17 protein-coding genes and 1 pseudogene are annotated in these 21,700 nt (G+C 54.0%); 9 read left to right on the forward strand and 9 right to left on the reverse strand.

All coding sequences use genetic code 11. From position 1 onward, the window contains the following. From G8770_RS09760 to G8770_RS09780, 5 genes are all read right to left on the reverse strand, one after another. Positions 1–309: DUF1588 domain-containing protein (locus G8770_RS09760; protein WP_167185517.1), on the reverse strand; the 309-nt coding region annotated here is incomplete at its 3' end. After that, positions 299–1,189, reverse strand: a complete 891-nt coding sequence (locus G8770_RS09765; RefSeq protein ID WP_167185520.1) for a DUF1592 domain-containing protein — start codon at positions 1,187–1,189, stop codon at positions 299–301. The genes G8770_RS09760 and G8770_RS09765, both read right to left, overlap by 11 nt. A 42-nt stretch (positions 1,190–1,231) precedes the next feature. Further along, positions 1,232–1,423, reverse strand: coding sequence for a hypothetical protein (locus G8770_RS09770; RefSeq protein WP_167185522.1), 192 nt, complete (start codon positions 1,421–1,423; stop codon positions 1,232–1,234). Then, positions 1,413–2,609 (reverse strand): hypothetical protein, encoded by a 1,197-nt coding sequence (locus tag G8770_RS09775; protein WP_167185525.1) that lies wholly within the window; start codon positions 2,607–2,609, stop codon positions 1,413–1,415. Before G8770_RS09775 ends, G8770_RS09770 begins: the two co-directional genes overlap by 11 nt. 90 nt (positions 2,610–2,699) lie before the next feature. Continuing rightward, positions 2,700–3,092 carry a hypothetical protein gene (locus G8770_RS09780; protein WP_167185527.1) on the reverse strand — a complete coding sequence of 131 codons (393 nt, stop codon included), beginning with the start codon at positions 3,090–3,092 and terminating at the stop codon, positions 2,700–2,702. Between the two features lie 567 nt (positions 3,093–3,659). On the opposite strand from G8770_RS09780, the gene G8770_RS09785 reads away from it, so the two are divergent. Then, on the forward strand, positions 3,660–4,811 hold the full coding sequence (locus G8770_RS09785) for a flavin-containing monooxygenase (RefSeq protein WP_167185530.1): 1,152 nt from the start codon (positions 3,660–3,662) through the stop codon (positions 4,809–4,811). A 239-nt stretch (positions 4,812–5,050) separates the two neighbouring features. Here G8770_RS09785 and G8770_RS09790 read toward each other — a convergent pair whose 3' ends face one another. Beyond that, complete coding sequence (locus tag G8770_RS09790; RefSeq protein WP_167185533.1) at positions 5,051–5,710, reverse strand: hypothetical protein; 660 nt, start codon at positions 5,708–5,710, stop codon at positions 5,051–5,053. A 382-nt stretch (positions 5,711–6,092) separates the two neighbouring features. On the opposite strand from G8770_RS09790, the gene G8770_RS09795 reads away from it, so the two are divergent. Both G8770_RS09795 and G8770_RS09800 read left to right on the forward strand, forming a co-directional pair. Then, on the forward strand, positions 6,093–6,434 hold the full coding sequence (locus tag G8770_RS09795; protein ID WP_167185536.1) for a zinc ribbon domain-containing protein YjdM: 342 nt from the start codon (positions 6,093–6,095) through the stop codon (positions 6,432–6,434). Positions 6,435–6,873: 439 nt separating this feature from the next. Then, positions 6,874–9,030, forward strand: a complete 2,157-nt coding sequence (locus tag G8770_RS09800; protein ID WP_167185539.1) for an AsmA family protein — start codon at positions 6,874–6,876, stop codon at positions 9,028–9,030. A gap of 47 nt (positions 9,031–9,077) precedes the next feature. On the opposite strand, the pseudogene G8770_RS24160 reads toward G8770_RS09800, so the two are convergent. The 3 genes and pseudogenes from G8770_RS24160 to G8770_RS09815 form a co-directional block, all read right to left on the reverse strand. Further along, positions 9,078–10,262: pseudogene (locus G8770_RS24160) on the reverse strand (MFS transporter). A gap of 398 nt (positions 10,263–10,660) precedes the next feature. Continuing rightward, entirely contained in the window at positions 10,661–11,047 is a 387-nt protein-coding gene (locus G8770_RS09810; protein WP_167185543.1) for a hypothetical protein, read from the reverse strand. A 96-nt stretch (positions 11,048–11,143) separates the two neighbouring features. After that, positions 11,144–12,088: a LysR substrate-binding domain-containing protein gene (locus G8770_RS09815; protein WP_167185546.1), complete on the reverse strand. Its 945-nt coding sequence runs from the start codon at positions 12,086–12,088 to the stop codon at positions 11,144–11,146. Between the two features lie 370 nt (positions 12,089–12,458). Here G8770_RS09815 and G8770_RS09820 point away from each other — a divergent pair, with 370 nt between their 5' ends. From G8770_RS09820 to G8770_RS09845, 6 genes are all read left to right on the forward strand, one after another. After that, positions 12,459–14,813: a TonB-dependent receptor gene (locus tag G8770_RS09820; protein ID WP_167185548.1), complete on the forward strand. Its 2,355-nt coding sequence runs from the start codon at positions 12,459–12,461 to the stop codon at positions 14,811–14,813. Between the two features lie 219 nt (positions 14,814–15,032). After that, positions 15,033–16,673 (forward strand): tetratricopeptide repeat-containing sulfotransferase family protein, encoded by a 1,641-nt coding sequence (locus G8770_RS09825; protein ID WP_167185551.1) that lies wholly within the window; start codon positions 15,033–15,035, stop codon positions 16,671–16,673. A 67-nt stretch (positions 16,674–16,740) separates the two neighbouring features. Continuing rightward, a complete protein-coding gene (locus G8770_RS09830; protein ID WP_167185554.1) occupies positions 16,741–17,622 on the forward strand; it encodes a sugar phosphate isomerase/epimerase family protein in 882 nt (293 codons plus the stop codon). A 3-nt stretch (positions 17,623–17,625) separates the two neighbouring features. Then, a complete protein-coding gene (locus tag G8770_RS09835) occupies positions 17,626–19,236 on the forward strand; it encodes a 5-guanidino-2-oxopentanoate decarboxylase (protein WP_167185557.1) in 1,611 nt (536 codons plus the stop codon). A 99-nt stretch (positions 19,237–19,335) separates the two neighbouring features. Beyond that, the gene (locus tag G8770_RS09840; RefSeq protein WP_167185561.1) at positions 19,336–20,298 is read left to right on the forward strand and encodes a 2-hydroxyacid dehydrogenase; all 963 of its coding nucleotides are present in this window, start codon (positions 19,336–19,338) and stop codon (positions 20,296–20,298) included. Positions 20,299–20,306: 8 nt separating this feature from the next. Beyond that, the gene (locus G8770_RS09845; RefSeq protein ID WP_167185564.1) at positions 20,307–21,677 is read left to right on the forward strand and encodes a YjiH family protein; all 1,371 of its coding nucleotides are present in this window, start codon (positions 20,307–20,309) and stop codon (positions 21,675–21,677) included. Positions 21,678–21,700: the final 23 nt, after the last annotated feature.

Consider the following 21,700-nt stretch of genomic DNA (forward strand, 5'->3'; position numbering starts at 1 on the left):
GGTGCGATAGGTGCCCAGACCGTCAAAATTTTCCAGCGTCAGACCCAGCGGGTCCATGATTTTGTGGCATCCGGCACAGGAGGGTTCGGTGCGGTGAGCTTGCAGCCGCTCCCTGGCGGTGAGTACGCTGGCATTGGATGGGTCCTGCACGATGCTGATATTCACATTCGCCGGCGGATCGGGGACGTCCTGACACAAAAAGATATCTCGCGCCGCCAGCCCCCGCAAGGTGGGCGATGAACGCCCCGGATGCGCGTGCAGGGCCAGAAAAGAAATGTGGCTCTGAATGCCAGCGCGGTTAGCGTCCACCGAAAACTCTGTTTTTTTCCCAGCCATGGCGCGTCGGCACCGGCAGCCGGTAAACAACCCCCAAAGCGCGGGTCAGATAGGCTTCACGGGTGGTGAATAGATCCCGGTAGTCTGCATTTTGAGTGATGAGCAGGTCGGTGATGATGCGCAGCGTTTGCTCCTGCGAATCGGCCACCACCTCCGAATTGAACGCCGGGTAGATCAGCGGGTCTTTGGCCAGATCAGCAAACAAATCGAACTGCAGCATGTCCTCAAAAAATGCCCGCACGGCCTGCTCAAAATGAGGCGACTGCAGCAGGCGATCGACTTGCTGTTCGAGCCCGGCCTCGGTATTCAAATCACCGGCAGCCGCGGCCCGCAGGAGTTCAGCATCAGGAGTCGAGTTGGTTAAAAAATAATTGTGCCGGGTAGCTTTGGAAAACGCATCCAGCTGCACAACACCGGCCGTCTCGGCTGCCGTACTGTTGATTCCGGTCTGCGTTGGGGTTTCAGTGTGTTCAATACGCAGCAAAAAATCTGGCGCCACCATCATGCCCGACAAGGCGTATTTGAGGCCCTCGTAAAAGCTGCCCAAGTACTCCTGCCCCGTACGGGCTGCGCCCACAAACCGGGCAACTTCCTGATCGGTTAACGGACGGCGAAACAATGGTGGGCCGTACTGTTGCACAAACAAGGTCGCGCATGCGGCATCAAATTGAGATTCGGAGTGTGGGGTGCACGGTACCAGTTGGGAACGTTTTTCTTCGCTGACAACCACGGTCGCCACACTGCGTGCGGCTGCATCATATTGCTCGATACTGATGGCCGAGATACCCGCTTCACTGCTGCCCACCGCCAGCAAACCTTCTGCACGTAAACCTTTGCCGAAGCGCGCAACCACGGGAATGTCGGCACCGAAGATATCGGCAACCGTTGCCCGATATTACGATTCACTCAATTGCCGCATGACCGTCGGGCCGCCTACCGGCTCTGGTTCCTGGTTGGCAACATCGCTGTTGTCGCAGCCGGTCAGCCCCAACAATAAACCCGAAGCCAGTGCCAGGCCGCTTTTTTTAACCATCAGCCCTGAAAACAACCAATTCCATCTCTGCGCATGGCTTTGTTTAGTAACCATCGTCAGTCTCCGTTTGTTTCAAGGCATCATTAATGCTTTGGGTTTTCACATCCACCACAAAGGCCGGAATAGCGGTAACGCGATACTGAGTCGATATCGACGTGCATCGTCCGGTGTTCGGATCCGGGTTGCCGTCCGCCAATTGATAGAGGGCGTGATAGGCTCCCGGACAACTGTGACCCAAGACTCGCGCGGCACCATTGGCTGTCCCCAGCCTCAATTTTAATGACGCCAGCTCTCCCTGACTGTCTTTGCCACTGCGATAGCCGTACTGCAGGTCATACATGGTTTCTACCGGGGTATAGCCCGCCAGGTAACTGTCCAGGACACCGTCTTCGGAGAGCGTCATCTGCAATTGCGCATCCTGCAGCTCTCGCTCCAGACGCAGGCTGTTTACAATGCTGTGAAACCTCACGGTTACTGGCTCAGTGATGAGCACACCATTTTGAATTTTACCGCGCGTGGTGGCCCGAAAACGCGGATCCTGATCCATGGCGTAGGTGGCGTATTGCAGCGGGTTGCGACCGGGGCTCAGGCGAATGGGGTCGGCGTTGGCGTACAGCCCTACCTCAACCTCGTCATCGTTGTTGAGATCATCCACACCGCTTACGGAAATGAGAATGCCCCAGGCGCCGGTGAGCATTTCGATGCCATAGGTGTTGGAAGCCCCACTGGTTTGAAAGGAACGGCTGCACCCCACCAACCGGTAGAACTGATTATCGACACCGGCTTCACCGTTGATGCCGATAAAGTCTGAATGATGACAGGAATTGGCGTCGTTGCTTGTGCCAACCGGGGTATTCACCCCATCCATATTGATGCCGGGTACAGCCACGTCGCTGCGCTTGACGGTGCGAAAGTGAGGGTCTGGCCCGCCGGCCTCCGGATTCATGCACAGGTTTTGCCCATTGGCCGCCGTGGCGATTTTCCAGCCACCCTGGTCCAGCCGGCTGCCGTAGTCTTTATCCGACTCACCCTGATGACGTTTGGCTTCCGGCGTAAGCTGAAAAATTTCCACAGGGTTTAAGCTCATGCCGTCTGGGCAGGTGTCGGCATCTTTGGCGTCAGGCCCTAAGGCATAACTGATTTTGGACACCACAAACCCGGCCTTGCCTCCCTGTACAAAAGGAGCGTCCACCGCAGCGGTCGCCGGGTGCAAAAACAGTGCGGAGGGAGGGCTGATCAAATCTATCGCTTAAGCTCTGACAGATTCCATTGAATAACAGCTCATCATTTTACAGCGCGGCTATGAGTGGCCGCTGATGAGCTGCCGCCATTATTCTTTATCAAGATGGATCTTCACGTTCTTCACCGTATTGGATAAGACATCCAGACCAAAAATCGGAGTCCCGGTTCCTTTCTTGATCAACACATCTTCGCCGTCGTCGCGCTCAACGTTATAGGCGCCCCTTGGCAACTTACTTTGCAAGGACTCAACGACCGCCTTGGCCACCATATTTTCGCGGGTGCCTTTGCTGACGAGTGTCGTAATTTCCAGCGGGATGCCCCCTTCAGGTGAAATGCGCACCGTAATGGCACCGTCTGAGTTGGCTGAGCCATTGAACTCCATCCGCCATTTATTGGACATATCCGCCATCGCAGCCTGACTGAAAACAAACAGCGAAATCAGCATCAGCGGCAAAGCGGCAACGCGGTGTCTGACGTTCATAGTATTCTCCTTGAAAAGGTGCTTTTATCAGTGGATTTTTTACGTCAAAATTTTGTGCCTTTGGGATACAACCTTTCCAATATAGGAGTAGAAACCCATATGTTCCAATTTTTATAGGATGTGATTCAGTTTTTAAACTTATCTCCGGACTGGATTTTCTCAAGACCATAATTCTGTCGTCTAAGTTATTTCTCTAACCTTGACGAACAATTTAGGATCAAATTCAGTTTTCCAGAGTGCACAAAAAAGGTTACCCGTTTATAAAACACAGTGTAACGCCAACATCTGAGTCACCCGCACTTGTATTAACTGAACATGCAATGATGCTATAGGGTCAGAAGCCAGTAAGATATAGACTTCAGAAGCAGAAAAATATTTTTGGCTTTTGAAGTAAACGTTTTCCTCGTTATAACCAACTTTTTCGGCTCATGAGTTTTACGAAGCCAGCGGCATGAGCACGGAGTGTAACAATAATGGCAACCGCCCCAAAATTTTGGAACAAACCGGTGAACACTCTCGTCAAGCTTCACGAGGAACGGATACACGTTCCAGAGCGTGACCGATATCATGGTCACTAACAACTCATCGCACCAAGTCATCATTCTCGGAGCCGGCACCTCGGGGTTATCCTTGGCGTATCAATTGTTGCAGCAGGGGGTTCAACCACTGCTCTTAGACGAAGCCTCAGTGGTCGCCTCCTCATGGCGTAAACGGCATCCACAACTGTCGCTCAATACTCATCGGCTGCTGTCCGGTTTACCCGGAATGCCTCTCGAAAAAAGTCTGGGCGCGTTCGTAACGCGAGATGATTACATCGCCTATCTCGAAGCCTATGCGACACATTTACGTCACCGATATCAATTGAAGATCCGCTTTCAGACTCATGCCATCAAGGTGGAACCCTGGAAAACCGGATGGCAGGTTATCTCTCATCAAGGTTATTTCCGCAGCAAACAGCTCGTCGTCGCCACGGGGACGGACAGAATTCCCTATTGGCCCCGGTGGCCAGGACTGGATCATTTTCTGAGATCCGGTCCGCCATCCAACAGAATGGTTCACGCTGCCGGTTTTGGACACGTTGAAGAATACGACGATAAAGCCATTTTGATTGTCGGCGGCGCTAATTCCGGAATTGATATTGCTAACCATTTGATTCAGCGCGGGCGTTTTAAATCCCTCACCATTTCCATGCGTCATGGGGCGCATTTATTGCCCACCCGGATAGCCGGGTTTCCCGTGCAATTGATCAGTCCGATGTTGAATAAATTACCCCTTTGGCTACAGGACCAGTTAACCCACGGCCTTTCCCGTCTCTGTTTTGGTGACTTGCGTCCCTATGGTATCCGCACCCCCACAACAGGTCTCGCCACGCGACTGGCAATGGATGGCGTGGCTCCCGGTTTTGATCAGGGCCTGGTGAAAGCCCTCAAAAGCAGACGGATTGAAGTCGTACCGGATATTGATCGATTGAGCAGTGACAGCGTGATATTCAACAACGGCCAGCAGAAGTGCGTTGACAGCATTATTTGCGCAACCGGTTATCGCAACGGGTTGCGCCACCTGTTACCGCAAGCCTGTATTGGTCCTGACAATACCTGTCATGAACTGCCCGGGCTTTGGATATTTGGAATGAATCCGAAACTGGAAGGCAATGTGTACGCCAGGTGCCGGGAAGCAGAACAGCTCGCCAAAGAAATTTACCGTGAATTGTCCCAATAAGCCCCGCCAGCACCGCACGTATTCATCAAGACCATCGTGTCCATCAAAATACCATCAAAGACCCAATCCTTGTTTGAAAACAGAGCAGACACAGAGGCCTTAGAGACACCCGCCCCTGAGTACGCCTCAATCAGGGCGCTTTGAGAATCACTGAGAATAACCGCGACACCGTGTGAAGGTGTCGCGGTTATCAGGTTGATCACCACCCCTGCTGCGGGTGGATGTGGGAGTAAGTCGGATCAGCAGCTTGTGTTGCGGCGAGACAATTTGCAGCGAGACAACAAGCTGGATGCAAACCGAAACGCAAGCAGAGCGGCACCAAACAACGCCAGAGTTCCTGGAACAGGAACCCGGCCAGGTGGACCATCGCCAATGAGCTTGGATGAGGCTGCGGTATAGGTCCGCAAAACGCCTTCAAGACTCTGCACTCTCATGCCAATGGCCTGGGTCGCAAATTCACTGGCCGTCAAACCCGCCCCGAACATTTCAAACATGAGGGTTTGCACAAGCCCCGCTGGACTGCCCGATAGCCCGAGAGCGATGGTGATGTCAAAGCCCGTCCCAAGAGAACCGACGCCACCGTGGAACAAATCACAGCCATTTGCAATTTGACACTCACCGGTAATGATCCCTGAAGGATCTTCATTGCCATTATTGGCTATGGTCAACGGCAACAGAGATTCATCGGCAATTTGAAAACCCAGGCCAAGAATATCCCCCTGGGTTAAACCCGGATTTATCGGGCTGGCAATGTCAGCCGTCACCTTGACACCCCCGACAATATCCGAGACTGTGACTTGCGCATAAAAGCCACCGCCATTAGTCACATCTTCCAAATTCGCGACGATCATGGCAGCGTTCGCGGCAACTGCGGTGAACAGCCCCAAAAACAACCCCACACATATTGACCGACAACCCCTTATCCTATTTTTAACTTTTATTTCCATATCTCTATCCCTAAATTCCAACATTCTCCAATAGGTCATCTCGAAAAAATGACAGTTATTGTTACTTTCTCCCTTACGGATACTACTAACGCCGTCTAGCAAATACTGATCCAATGTAAAAATTCTCATTTATTTCAATGAGTTACCAAACTAAAGCGTGCGATACCGAGCGCTTTTGTAAAAAAAGCTGACGTTCAATCCACCCATCATCCTCCCCTTTCTGAGTCGGGTCGGGGAGGGATGGCGACGGTGTAATAGCCCTATAATCTCTGGGCTTATTGCCGCCAAACCGGCATAATCGCCCCCTTTTATTATTTCAGAGCGAGGTTCCCTCATGAGCGATCTGCCCAACTGTCCACAATGCAGCTCCGCGTACACCTACGAAGACCGCAACCTTTTTGTCTGTCCCGAGTGCGGCCACGAGTGGTCAGCCGCCGATAGCGCTGAAGAGTCGGCGGATGAGCTGATCGTCAAAGACTCCAACGGCAACCTGTTGAGTGATGGTGATACCGTCACAGTGATCAAGGATTTGAAGGTCAAAGGCTCATCTTCTGTGGTGAAGGTGGGAACCAAGGTGAAAAACATCCGTTTGGTGGAAGGCGACCACGACATTGATTGTAAAGTCGATGGCATCGGCCCCATGAAATTAAAATCGGAGTTTGTGAAGAAAGCCTAGGCCCAAAGCCCGCATCCAGGGATACCTTGTGGTGATCAGCAAAGCATCCGGCGTCCAGCTTTTAAAGCATGAAGCGCCGGGTATCTAAAAGCCCGAGGTCTATCTACAGCACCCATGTCTACAGCACCCATGAATGGCGTGCACTGTTCATTTCCGAGCTCGCAACCCGGTCCTTGTGGGCAACCGCGGCATCGCAGGCAAACCGGTTGCAAGCCCGGTTTGGCCTAATTTCTCTTTTGACCAAGTTTCTCTTTGGCCAAGCTTCTCTTTCATCCAAGCTTCCTTGTCATCCATCCTAACGGTCTTAAGGATTGTGCATAAAGATCGCACAGTTAATTCAATCACCACCACACATAGCCTTTTCACAGCATCCCTGCCCCTGATTCCTCCTGCGCCCGACTATACTGGAACCGATACAGATCTCTGAGGGCAACTCGACATGACATGGCGGAAACTTCTAAAGATCCTCTTGCTTTCGCTGGTCACGTTGCTGATGGTCGGCGTGCTCTACCTCTGGTTTGCCGATTTCAGTCGTTTTAAACCAAAGATCGAAACCGTTATCAGCGACGCCACCGGGCGTGAGTTTCGTATCAACGGTGACTTCAAACTCAATGTCTTACCGACCCCCACCGTGCTGATTGAAAACGCCAGCCTTGCCAGCCCACCCTGGGGATCCGAACCCAGCATGCTCAAGGCCGGAAAAGCGTATGTTGAAATCGACCTATTATCCCTGCTGCGACAACCCATCATCGTTCGCAAGCTCATTCTTGATGACGTGCATGCTCTCTATGAAACCAACCCTGAGGGCGAAACCAACTGGGACATAGCCAAACCGTCCGAGGACAAACCCGAACCGGAAAACGACACGACACAACCAACCCTGAAAATGCCGGTGGAAATCCAGGCCGCCGCCCTCCACAACATCCAGCTGCTGTATCGACAACCCGACAGTGAAGACTTCAAAGTGTTGCTCAAAAGCCTGGACATTACGGAATCTGAACCGGGACTTTGGTTACTACAAGCACTGGGGCAACTGCAAGGGCCAGGACAATGGTCGGATCTGCCCATCACCCTGACCGCCAAGGTGACCAATAGCCATACTGATCTTGAGGTTACAGCCAAAGATGTCGTTCTCGCCTCCAGCTACGATTACCCGGAGGATTCCTTGGATTTCAGTGCAACCGTCACGACCCTGGACAAACTCGGCCAGCTGTTTGAGGTGGAAGAGCTGCCCGAAGAAGACCTCAAGCTCCAGGGCAACATTAAACTGATTCAGGATCAGGTCGAACTGAAAAACGTGCAGGTAGGGCTGGGTGGCACACGACTCACCCTGAACGGTCAACTCGACAGCGCCGACAGCAGTGTGCGGATTTCCACGGAGGTAGCCGGTAATCTCCTCAGCGACCTGAAGCCAGGACTTCCGGCCATGCCGTTTGAGCTGCAAGCGGATATTTCCGCCAGCGCCAAGTCCGTCGACCTCAACCCGTTTAACCTTGTGGTTGGTGACAGTAACTTAAAAGGCACTGCTCGTTTAGAAAGCGGGGATGTGCCGCTGGTCAAGCTGGAAGCCCAGTCAACCCTGATCGACCTGTCGCCGTTGACTGACACGCCTGACGACTCACCGTCTGCGCAAGCTCCTAACTCCTCTGCCCCTAAACAGTCCGCCAGCGCTAAAAAATCCCGCTATGTGTTTGACGAAACACCCATCGACTTTGAAGCTTTGAACTCCATGCAGGTGGATATAAAGACCAGCATTGATCGCCTCATTGTGTCTGAGAAGTCAGGCGTCGAGACCAAGCACGTCCTGCTGCAGGCCAAAACACAGAACCAAAGCTTAGTGATCGACAACAGCTTTGAAGGCAAGGTTTCCGGGATATTCGAAAGTCATGTGAAGATCACACCCGCTGGCGAGCAGTCAACCTTGGCCCTTAAGGCTCATGCCAAAGATTTTAAACTATCTACGCTATCAGGACCCGATGTCCCGTCAGACCAGATCCCCAAAACCGCCATCGACGTAGACCTCCATACCAGCGGTGCGACCCCGCGAGCTCTGGCCTCCAGCCTGGACGGAACGATGATGATAGATCAGGGTGCCGGGCGCGTCAGCAACGATCTGATCGAAAAGTTTTCCGGTGATATTCTTGCCCAGCTTTTGAATGCCCTGAATCCATTTGCCAAAGAAGAAGAATTCACCAACTGGGAGTGCAGTGTTTTGGCCATAGACTTCGACTCCGGCCGGGGTGAGATAAACGGTTTTCTCCTGCAGAGTGAGAAATTGATGGTGGTCGGTGGTGGCGAGGTTGACCTGAATGATGAAAAACTCAACTTCGAATTCAATACCAAACCCCGCAAGGGTGTCGGCGTCAGTGCGGACATGTTCGTCACACCTTTCGTCAAGCTGTCGGGCACTTTGGCGCAACCCAGTGTCGGGCTGAATACCAAAGGGCTTTTACTCAGTGGTGGTGCCGCCTTCTTAACCGGGGGCATGTCTTTTCTGTACACCGGCCTGATGGACAGGGCCACTGCCGAAGCCGATCAGTGCGCCAAGGCCCGCAAAACCATCAATTCCGCTACCGAAGCTTCAGCGCCCCAATAAAACAGCGCATTGGTCCAGCGGTGTACCTCGCCGGGCAGTGAACACTGTCATGGCGTGGGCAACCGCTTGCGCTCTTGGGCACCATGCATCAGGTGATACAGCAGTACCGACATAACGGACAGAATGCCAAGCAGCAGATAAAGGTCGCCGTAGCCAAGATAGGGAACAAGCAGTCCCAGCAGATACGGGCCAAAACCCAGACCGGCGTCGACAAAAATAAAGAACGTGGACGTCGCCAAACCGATCCTGTCAGGCTCGACCATTTTAATGACAATGGCCTGGATACAGATTTGTACGCTGCCAAACCCCAGCCCCAGAAACACAGCCCCGGCCAGCAGTACCAGCGCCGACTGAGCCAACCCCAAGCAAGCCAGTCCCACCCCCATCAGCACCAGGCTGGGATACATAATCATGTTTGCACCGCGGCTATCCATCATACGGCCCGCAAACGGTCGTGAAACCAGCACGGTGACGGCATAGACCATGAAAAAGAAACTGGCGGCATCCGCCAGGCCTTTTTCGATGGCATAGATGTTCAGGTAAGACAGCACACTGGAGTAAAAAACACCGGTGAGTAACATAACAGTGCACACCGGAATCACCTGCCGCTCCAGTAAATTGCCGAAGCGAAATCCTGCGTCAGACACAGCTCGCTGTTCATGGCTCAGCTCAGGCACCCTGAGCATCAGCCCAACAAAAAAACAGACCACGCTGATGCTGGTACAGAAAATCAGGATCACGTCAAAGTCGGTGCGCTGAATCATCAGGATACCGATGAAGGGACCTATCGCTGTGGCCAACGACGTACTGACCCCGAAATACCCCAGTCCTTCCCCGCGCCGGGTAACCGGTATCAGGTGTGCGACGACCGTCGCCGTCGCTGTTGCCACCACGCCAACCACAATACCGTGCAAAAAACGGTTCAGGATCAGAAAACCGATACCGGCTTAAAGGAAATACAACAGACAGGTAAGGATGGCGAGGAACAAGCCCACCGTCATACAGCGTTTGCGCCCAATCCGATCGAGGCCTTGCCCCGCCAGCAAGCGGCCCACCATGGCACCCACAATAAACACACCCACCACCAGGCCCGATTGGCTGGCCGTAGCGTGCAACTCACGACTGGCGTAGAGGCCAATGACCACCACCAACAAATAAAACACCAGCACCAATAAAAAGTTCAACACCGAGACAATGATGAAGTCCCGTGTCCACAGTTGCGGTTGGGTCATGCAATTACCTTGTGAAATGGCTGCCACAGCCAGAGTGTCATCGGATGTGGGTGGTCTCCACCGAGCGAAAATTCTGGCAGGGAGGGGAACATAATGATTGAAGTCAGTTTAAAGAAAGCCGGCACTTAAGTCTGCTCGCCGCAGATCTTAACAACTTTTTGTAGATCTACAGACAAGTGAAGCTGGCTTGCAAGGAGCACCCGATGTCAAGTGGGAGCCGATTGCTGCCATAGAACCAACGACGAACGAGGCGTTAGCAAGCTGCCGAATCCCGGTAATGACAGCACCAACTATCATCACGTGTTGGCAGACTTAGGTACAAGCACGCCCTGATCACTAGCCACGTGTTTTTACTCTATGTTGACTTGCCTGGCTGAAAGCATCCACCGGGTTGGCTGTCAGGTTCCGGCGGCATAGGTCAGTGTTTTTCCCTGACCGTTAAGCACAGCCTGCGTGATGCCCCACAGCTGAACCACTTGATCATTGACGTCAACCGTCCCCGTTATTTTGGCGTCAAGCAGACAGGTGTAGATTGAGTGTCTGAGCGGCACGGCCTTAGCGACAAGGTAGTCCTCCAACCCCGCATCCGCGATTTGAATTTTGTCCCGCCCCTCGTTGGCCTGATCAATCCCTGCCAGGGGGTCTGCGCCGTCGTAGTTCATAAGAAAGGCTTTATGTGCATCGGCGCCTTCAATCAAGTACAGGTTCAGCCGGCCCTCGCGGTCTTCATAAGCCACCAGCAGACCACTGACGTCAATCACGCAATATTTATGATGTTGAAACACGCCCAGTCCTTAGCTTCACAGTTTGTCTTTACATTAAAGGCCTGAAATCATCAGCCTTGGCGACGCCAATGGGAAATCTGCCAGCGGGAGGCCGCCTCAGGATTGTATCAGCTCAACCGGGCGCTGATTGAAACGCACCTTGGGTTCATTGTGGCTCAACAACCATTTGCGGAAATTGGAAATGGCGTACTCGTTGCGCCGGTCCTCGTTATAGACCAGATAATAGGCCCCATCAATCTGATGCTCCAACTCGCACACCAACACCAGATTACCCGCCGCGATATCCTTTTGTACCAGATATTTTGGCAGCACCGACACCCCCAAACCGTGTTTAACCGCTTCCAGCAGTAAAGAGAAATGCTCAAACTGCCCCCCTTGAATTTGGGTGATTTCTTTTTCAGACATGCCAGCCGCTTTGAGCCAGGAGTCGGTAGAGGAAATCGGGTGATTGTGATGCAGAAACGGCAACCCCAAAATACCATCCAGTTTTTGAGCGATGGGCTTTCTCCCCATGAGATCCGGGGATGCCACCGCGACCAGATTGTCGTAACGAAGAAACTCGGCGACACAGCCACGCCAATTGCCATGACCAAACAGAATGGCAACATCACACTTGCGGACATTGCGCTCCACGGACAGAAAGTCGGTGTGCAAATGCACCTTCACATCAGGATAGAGACTGCTGAACTCGGACAGCCTGGGCACCAGCCAATGCATCGCCATGGTCGGCTCCGTCACCACCTTCAAATCAAAACTGCCATTCACGTAGTCGGCGATCGACACCCTATCGGTAATGTCCGCCAAACGAGCCAACAGCGCTTTGACTTCCAGCGCATACTGTTCGCCCACCGGAGTCAGTGTCAGCTGACCCTCATGCCGGTAAAACAGATTGCGGCCCAACTGCTGCTCCAGGCTCTTGATCTGTTTACTGACGGCACTTTGCGTCATGTGCATCGCATTGGCAGCGTAAGTCATGCTCAAATGCTGAGCCACGGAATCAAAGCACTGCAAGGTGGTGATTTTGGGAAGGTTTCTACGCATTTTTCAAGCCTTAACAGCAGGACCCTTTAGAGTTGATGCCCGGTATGGCAAATCACAAACGGCCACTGGCCAGCAATACACAAAAATCGAATTCAGCTTAACAGACAAATGTTTCGATCAACCAAATGTGCACTTCGCGACACCCACCGCGCTCGTGATAAACCCGAATTTCCCGGTGTAAACGCCAGAAACGGCCGCTTTTTGCCCCAATAGCGCGCACCGGACAGTTTTTCATGCACCATACTGGCCACCATTCCATTATGGAATACCACAGTGCTTTTTGTGAAGTATTTAAACCCCGCTGTTGTGGATAGTATTTGAAACATACCGAGGCAGGATTTCAGGCAACTATCCATAAGGCAGGGCTACCATGTTTAAACCCAAGCAACTCCACACAGCAATATGTTCAGCCATACTCGCGATTCCCCCGATGGCCATAGCACAATCGCAGCTCGAAGAAATTACCGTCACCGCAACGCGCAGGGCGACCAACGTTCAGGACGTACCTTACAACATCTCTGCCTTTGACGGTTCCAAACTTTCTGCGCAAGGCATTAACGACTTTTCAAAAATCGCCCGCAGCATTCCGGGGTTAACCCTGTCCGACAGCGGTCGCAGCAAGAACGGCATCAATAACGGTATCGTGATGCGCGGGCTCAATGTCTCCGGGACCGGTAATGAAGACTTCCCCAGTCTGACCGACCCGGTTGTGTCGGTGTACATGAACGAAACACCGGTGTTTGCCAACCTGGAGCTGCGCGACATGGACCGGGTGGAGGTCTTGCGCGGCCCACAGGCCACACTCTACGGTTCAGGCTCACTGGCCGGCACCATGAAATACATTCCGGCCGCACCTGACATGGACGAAGTGTCCGGCTCGATCAAGGGCAAAGCCTCTGTCACTGACGAATCTGACGATTACAACACCGATATTGAGGCCACCATAAATGTGCCTCTGACCGATAAACTGGCCTTTCGCGGTACCGTGGCCAACCTGGACAACGCGGGCTACATCGATTCTGCGTACATTGAAGAGCTCGATAGCAACGGTCAGCCGACCGGCAATGCCATCATCAAAAAAGACATCAATGACGAATCCGTACAGATGGCCCGCGGTACTTTATTGTTTGCCCCCACCGATGCCACCGACATTTCCTTCATGTACAACTACCAGAAGGATGAGATTGGCGGCTCCTCCGCCACCGCCGCCGGTCTGGATGGCTATGAATCCGCCACCAAGGTGCTGGAAGAGTTCGAACGCGAAGTGTCCCTCGGCTCACTGATTGTCAAACACGATTTTGGCTTTGCGGAACTGACCTCGGCCACGTCCCTGACCACCAACGAAGCCGACAGCGTTCACGACCAGAGCTACAACTACGGCTATTCCGGTTTCTGGGCTTACTACGCCGGCGTTCCCCGCGAAGTTGTGACCGGTAAAAAACACTACGAAAGCAAATCCACCACCCAGGAATTTCGCCTGACCTCCAACGGCGAAGGCAAGCTGGACTGGCTGGTCGGTGCCTATTACAACGATGTCGAGTTTGACGCCGAGAGCTACGACTACATCGCCGGCGTTGACGAGTTGTACGCTATGGTCAACCCACAGGCACCCGACCTGGGCTACAGCAACTTTCTCGAAAGTGAATTTGAAGACCGCGCGGTCTTCGGTGAGCTGACCTATCACGTCAGCGATGCCTGGCAAGTGACCGCCGGTGCGCGCTATTTCGATCAAAAGTTCTTTGCGGCGCAAAGCATCACCCTGCCACCCTGCGGCATCTTCTGTGGTGAAGGCGCCCTGGGATTGAGCCAAGCCTCCGGCAAAGAAAGCTTTTCAGATACGTTGTTTAAATTCAATACATCCTATGATTTCAGCGACAGCGGCAAAGTGTATTTCACCATTGCGGAAGGTTTCCGCCACGGTGGCGCCAATGGTGTACCGGTAGACAACTTATCCACCCCCGTTGTTGAAGGTGGTGTGTTTGCCGAACACCCGGACTACCTGTTCTTTGACCCCGATAAATCCGTTAACTATGAAATTGGCTTTAAGGGCTATCTGACCGACGCCGCTCGCTATTCTGTCGCCTTCTTCTATGTTGACTGGAATGACCCCATTCTGATCGTGCAAACCCCCAACGGCGGTTTTCCCGTCATGTACAACGGCGACGAAGCCGAAAGTAAAGGCGTTGAGCTGGAGCTCAACACGCAGTTAACCGAATCACTGGCCTTTAATATCGGCTACACCTACACCGCCGCCAAGCTCACCAAAGACTTTTATATCCCCAATGTCAGTGGCGGGGTCGAATCCTCTACGCTGGGTGGTCAAAAGGGCGATGATTTGCCCGGTATCCCGACTCATACGGCCACCGCGTCGCTGTCTTACACCCGCGCGCTCGATATGGGGGCTGACCTGACGGCGCATCTGGGCGTGTCTTACAAAGGGGATTTTGTCACCGGCTTTGCAGAGCCCTCTTCGCTTGCCGCCAACAGCTACGATGAGATTGACAGCTCGACACTGGCCGATGCTTACCTCGCCTTAACCTTTCCAAAGTGGAGCGTTTCCCTCTACGCAGACAACCTGACCAATGCCGATGACATCACCACCAGTGACGGTAACGGCAAGTACACAGGGTCTAAACCCGGTCTGCAATACGCGGCCAACCTGGGCGATCAGGAATACCGTGTTCGACCACGCACCATTGGTATCAGCGCCAGTTACAATTTTTGATGAGTTCCAGCGACTGACCCCGCACCGCGCGTGAAATCCGGAAAGGTGAGTTATGAACCACCTTTCCGGCTTCTCCCGCACAATGTCCAACAATTTGCCCGTCAATCAGGCAAGAAGGCTCACCCTCGTGAGGGCTGCAGGAGGAGACTACACTTTATGTTAAGCTTTTCGTCTCTCCCAAATTCATCCCCCCCTTTTCCACATTCACCCGAGCTGACCATGACTGATAAATCGACTTCCGAACAGGATCAGGTATTTTCCCAACAGGTACAAAAAGCCCAACACCTTTTGGATGCGGGCAAATTTGACGATGCTGCGATTGTCTGTGTCAGCCTGGCGAAAACCTACCCCGGGCAAGGTATCTGCTGGCTGCTTTTATCAACCGTCAGTCTGGCGCTGAAGAAACTGCCACTGGCGGTTGACGCTGCACTGCGGGCAGTTCAAAACGAACCCAACAACCCGCAGTATTTCATGCAGGTGGCGCGCTGTTATCTGACCAATCAGGACTGGCAGCAAGCCCGTAAAGCGTTGAATTACGCGCAAAACATTCAGTCCGAAAAAGCCCCTGATTTGTTAACCCAGCTGGGAACACTGTTGTTTGAGGCCAATCAACTGGATGACGCTCTGGCGTGTTACAACCAGGCTCTGCAGAAGGATGCCCGTCACATTGCCAGCCTCTACAACCGGGCTGCGGTGCGTCGCTTTAGCGGTGATAACCAGGGCGCAGAGCAGGACTACCGTGAGCTGTTGCAACAGCAGCCCGGTGATTTCGAAGCCTGCCATAACCTGCTGCAATTGCGCCGCTACACCCGCCAGGATGCCATGCTTGCGCTGATTGATCGCTGCAGTGAACTCAATCCGGGCAACTGGCGGGCGCAGGTTCAGCTGGGCTATGCCAGGGGCAAATATCTGGAGGACACCAAAGACTACAGTGGTGCCTTTGATGCTTACGCAAACGCAGCGACCGTGAAACGTCAAAACAGCCCTTACCAGCTCGAGAAATCACTTGAACTGATGTCACGCTTGCCCAGTGCTTTCGATAACCACGTTCAGTTAACCGGTGTTGGCCATGGCGCCGGGGAAGGTTCAGCGCTCTCACAATCCCCAGAACCTATCTTTGTCGTGGGGTTACCCCGCACCGGAACCACACTGGTCGAGCGTATCATCAGCAGTCATTCAGAGGTTGTCAGTGGTGGCGAGCTGAACAGCCTGCCACTGGCCCTGATGGAAAGCATGGGATTAAACTGCTTTACTGACCCGTTCAGCATCACCATCGACCAATGTTTGTCCATCAAGCCCGAGCAATACCGTTACATTCATGATCGCTATTTGCAGCTGAGCCTGGATCGTCTGGGTGCCAATACCGACACCCATTACTTTCTGGATAAGCTACCGTTCAATGCGCTTTACATCGGCTACATTCTGGCAGCTTTCCCCAAGGCAAAAATCCTTCACCTTGATCGTCACCCCATGGATACCGCATGGAGTAACTTCAAAATGTTATTCAATCACGGCTACGGCTACTCCTACGATCTGCAAGCACTGGGGGCTTACATTATTGCCCATCAGCAAATGATGGACGCCTGGAAAAGCCGTTTCCCCGAGAATATTTACTCGGTGAAGTACGAAGCCTTAGTGCAGGCGCCGGATCAAAACATCCAGCGCATGCTGCAACACTGCCAACTGGCGCCAGAGCGCAGCTGCTTTGAATTCCATAACAATCAAGCCGCCAGCCAAACTGCCAGCGCCAGCCAGATAAGGCAACCGATTTATCAAAGCGCTGCCGGTCACTGGAAGCATTTCGAACCGCAGCTTTCTTCACTTAAGCAGATGTTCACCGAGGCTGGACTGAACATCTAGTGCCAACAATTGATTCAGACAACTTGTGTAGACCACTGATTTAGACCACTGACGTATTAGGAACACTATGAAACAGCTGAGTATTTTCCAATCCATGTGGGGCATGGAATTTGATCGCCCGGACGGTTTTCAATGGACACTGGAACAGAAAATTCAAAAGATCGCTGAAGCCGGCTTTGCCGGGGTCAGCTTCGACGTCCCTCATCACAATCAGGCCTTTGTCCAACAAGCTCAACCGTTATTAAAGGAGTGTGGACTCAAGTCGGCGTTCAATGTATTTGTGAACAGTTCCGACAGCTACCGCACGGTTACTCAGTGGGCCAGTGAGCTTGACTGCCCGCCGGAGTTTATCGGCATCATTGGCCAGATATCGCCCTGGAACACTCACGACGTTGCTCAGCAAACCCGTGAGTGGATGGCGATTGGCCAGGCGGCTGGTATACCCACCCACGTTGAAGTGCATCGCAATTGCATGACCAATGACTTTTTGTTCACCCTGCAATTGATGGATGAAGTCCCCGATCTGCTGATGGTGGCCGACTTGTCACACGCACTGGTCAATCAGGAGTGGTATCTGCCGCTCTCCCAGGACGCCCAACAACTCGTGTCACGCTTTTTGCAACGCACTCAGGCCTTTCATGGTCGCGTCGGTACTCGTGAGCAAGCGCAGGTGGCCTTAAGCTTTCCGCAGCACCAGCCCTGGTTTGAATTATTTCAAAGCTGGTGGCTGGAGGGTTTCCGCAGCTGGCAAGCGCGTAACGCCTCAACCCCTGATGCCCGCTGTGTGTTTGTGTGTGAACTCGGACCGCCGCCTTACGCCATTACCGGTGCCGATGGCCATGAACTCAGTGACCGCTGGCAAGATGCCCTGATACTCAAAGGCACCGCCGAGCGCCTGTGGGAGCAAGCGCTCAGTACTAACACCATGACCGCATTGCAGGAGTCCTGAGTGATGAAGACCTGTGGAACCTTGATACCCGAGTTGTTAAAAAGCTACGGCGTCGACACTATTTTTGGCATTCCCGGCGTGCACAGCGTCGAGATGTACCGCGGCATCGAAGCAAGCGGACTGCGACACATTACCCCACGCCACGAACAGGGCGCCGGTTTTATGGCCGATGGCTATGCCCGGGCAACGGGTAAGCCGGGCGTGTGTTTTATCATTACCGGTCCGGGCATGACCAACATCGTGACCGCTATGGGCCAGGCCCTGCAGGACTCCATTCCCATGCTGGTGATCTCGGCGGTCAACGGCCGCGCCGATCTCGCCATGGGCGAAGGCCGCCTGCATGAACTGCCCAACCAATTGGCGTTAACCTCTGAAGTGTCGCGCTACAGCCACACCTTAATGGACGTCAAAAACCTGCCCAAAGTGCTGGCCCACGCGTTCAGCATTTTCAACAGCCAGCGTCCGGGACCGGTACACATTGAGATCCCCCTGGATGTGATGATTCAGGATGCCAGCGCCATCGACACCAGCGCCTGGCCGCTGCCTCAAGCCTCCGTCGCCGCGCCACAGGCCATCGCCGAGGCCGCGCAACGGCTCAACCAAGCCAAGCGTCCGCTGATGGTGCTTGGTGGCGGTGCCGGCAAGGCCTCCGCGCCGGTAACAGCGCTGGCGGAAACACTGGGTATGCCCGTCATCAACACCAACAATGCCAAGGGGGTACTGCCCGCATCGCACCCTCTGGCAGTCGGCGGGTCCCCCTCCCTGAAGCACTTGCGTGATGAGCTGGAACAACACGCGGATGTCATTCTGGCGGTGGGCACCGAGTTTGCGGAAACCGACTACGACTTTTTCTTTCTGGGCGACCTTAACATCCAGGGCCAGGTCATTCGCATCGACATCGACGCCGGCCAGCTGTGCCGCAATGTCAAAGCCGACATCCCGCTGCTGGGCGATGCCGCACAAACCTGCGCCAGTCTGGCCAATCAGATTGACCGCGCCGCCGCCGCCCAGTTACAACAAGGCGAGGCGCGAGCTGCTCAACTGCGAGAAGCACAAATCGAGCTCAGGGACCCGGATTACCAGGCCTTCTTCTCAACCATCCACGATGTCTTACCCGACGCCATTATCGTGGGGGATTCTACCCAGCCGGCCTACTTCGCCCAGGTACATCACAACTGTGAAAAGCCCGGTCGTTACTTTCACTCGGCCACCGGCTTCGGTACTTTGGGCTATGCCTTTCCCGCGGCCCAGGGCGCCAAACTGGGGCAACCGGAGCTGCCGGTGCTCTGCCTGACCGGCGATGGCGGTGGCCAGTTCAGTCTCAACGAACTCAGCAGCGCGGTTGAAGCCAACCTCAAGGTGATTTTTCTGGTCTGGAACAATCAGGGGCACGGAGAAATCCGTCGCTTTATGGATGACAAAGATGTGCCCCAAATCGGCGTGAATATTCACACGCCCGACTATGCGGCGCTGGCTGAAGCCTGTGGCATGCGCGGTGCCAACGCCACCAGTCTGGCAGAGTTTGAACAGTGCCTGCGCGACGCCGCAGACCATGATGGCCCTTGCCTCATTAACATTGCTGAAGCAGGCCTGGTGTCCGGCTACCCCTGGTAGCCAAGAGAAGAACCGCTAGCGCCGGAAGTTTGAGAGCCGCAGCCCAGTCCCCTCCTGCCCGGCGGGAGGGGCATGAGAGAACAGCCATTGAGTCATACCATGAAAGCATTTCTAACCCGAGAGACCTACAACACCCCCATGCTGACCGAGATGCTGCTGGCGGCAGGCATTGAGCTGGAGGTTCGAGCCGAACCTTCGGTCTGCCCCCCAGAGGTTCTAGAGCAGAAGATTGGTCAGGTGGATGCGCTGCTGACCCACACCGAAGACCACATTGACCGCGCACTGCTCAGCAAGGCGTCACCCCGCCTCAAAGTGGTGGCCAATATGGGCATTGGTTTTTCCAACATTGATGTCAGCGCCGCCCGGGAATGGGACATCGCCGTCACCAACACCCCCACCGAGGAAGCCTTTGCCGCCACCGCCGAAGCGACCGTCGCCATGCTGCTGTCGATTGCCCGACGCATCCCGGCCCTGCACGTCGAGCGCCGCGCCATGGACTGCGATCCTGACCCGTCCTTCCTGCGACCAACCGCCACCTCGGTGCGCGATAAGGTCGTCGGCATCGTCGGTATGGGGCGCATTGGTTCACGAGTGGCAAAGATCATGCACGGCGGTTTTGATAACCGCATCCAGTATTTTGACCTGCTTGCCAAACCGGATCTGGAAACCGCCATCGGAGCTCGTCAGGTTGACCTTGCGACGCTGATGCAAAGCAGTGATTTTATTGTGGTCAACATGCCACTGAGCGAGCAGACCCATGGACTGGTCAGCGCGGAGATGATTGCGCTCATGCCCAATCACGCCACCTTCATCAACACCGCGCGCAGTGAATTGGTCGACGAAGATGCGCTCGTGGCTCGTCTCAATGCCGGCAGCCTGCACGGCGCCGGGTTGGATGTTTACGGCCCGGCGGTCAATCACATCACCGCCGACAACATCGCCCTGACCTCTCACTTTGCCAACTTTGAGGATCGGGCTTACACCGACATGACCCAATTGGTCGCCGATAATGTGATTGCCATGCTCACTACCGGCCGTGCATTGACCCCCGTTACGGAGTAAGACTCATTATGACTGCAACCACGTTGAATGCCGACACGCCGAACAGCCAGCGCTCCGCACTGACCAAGCTGGTTCTGTGTTCGTTGCTGGGACTCATGTTTTTCTTAATGCCCATTCATTACGATGGTAAATGGACCATTCTCATGGGCATCGCCGCTGACTTCATCAACAGCGCGATCGGTGAGAATATGCCTCTGTTCACACTGCCCATGTTTATCGTCAGTGCCGCCATCTCACTGTGTTACTACCTGCTGCCGTCCCACATTGCCAAACGCCTGCCTTACGCAAAGTATCTGATTGCCTCCCACTGGGCCTGGGTAGCGCTGTCCTCTGTAGGGGGACTGGTGTCCTTGATGCTGCTGGCCGGGGTCGGACCCGACTGGATCGTGGGCAAAGATACCGGGGTCACGGCCTACATTGATGTGGCCGGCGCCATCTATCTGATCATTGGCCTCGGGTGTCTGTTTCTGCCGTTTTTGACCGACTACGGCTTGCTGGATTTTGTCGGTACGATGATGCGCCCATACTTCAGACGCCTGTTCAATCTGCCCGGTCGTTCTACGGTCGATACCCTGGCCTCCTGGGTGGGCTCGTCCAGTATTGCGGTACTCATGACCAGCTATCAATACGAACGCGGTTATTACACGGCCAAGGAATCGGCCGTCCTCGCCACCAGCTTTTCGGTGGTGTCGCTGCCGTTTGTGTTGCTGACCTCACAGGTTGCTGGTCTGCCCGAGTACTTTTTCCAGCTCTATGGCTCCATGGCGTTGATCTGTATTATTTGCGCCATCATTATTCCCAAGCTGCCGCCGTTGAATCGCATTCCCGATGAATATTACCCGCCCGTCGGCAAGCAACTGTTTGAAGAAGCAGAAGGCAGTCACTCCTCTTTTTCCTGGGCGTGTAAAAAATCCTATGACGTCGCCAGACACTCTGCCAGCCCGACTGTCGCGCTGAAGAAGGGCTTTGGCTCCATGCTGGATATTTTCATCATGATGATGCCGGCCGCCATGACCATCGAGTTTTTGGCGCTGGTTCTCTATTACCACACACCGATTTTTCAAACCCTGACCTACCCGCTGGTGCACATCTTGAACTGGATGCAAGTCCCCGAAGCTACAGCCGCGGCGCCGGGATTGGTGATCGGTCTGTTGGATCAGTTTGTACCGGCGATCATTGCGGGCGAGCGCGAGTCCCTGTTGACACGCTTTGTTCTGGCGGGTTTGTCGGTGACCCAATTGATCTTTTTCGCAGAAACCGCCCTGCTGATTATGCGTTCCAAAATTCCGCTCTCGGTCATAAACCTGATTGCCATTTTTTGTATCCGTACAGTGATTGCACTGCCGATATTGGTCGTCATTGCACATTGGTTGTTCTAGCAAAGAGGATATAGCTTTCGGCT

Origin of the sequence: Pseudomaricurvus hydrocarbonicus, from assembly GCF_011602365.1 — a bacterium.
Lineage (GTDB): Bacteria > Pseudomonadota > Gammaproteobacteria > Pseudomonadales > Cellvibrionaceae > Pseudomaricurvus > Pseudomaricurvus hydrocarbonicus.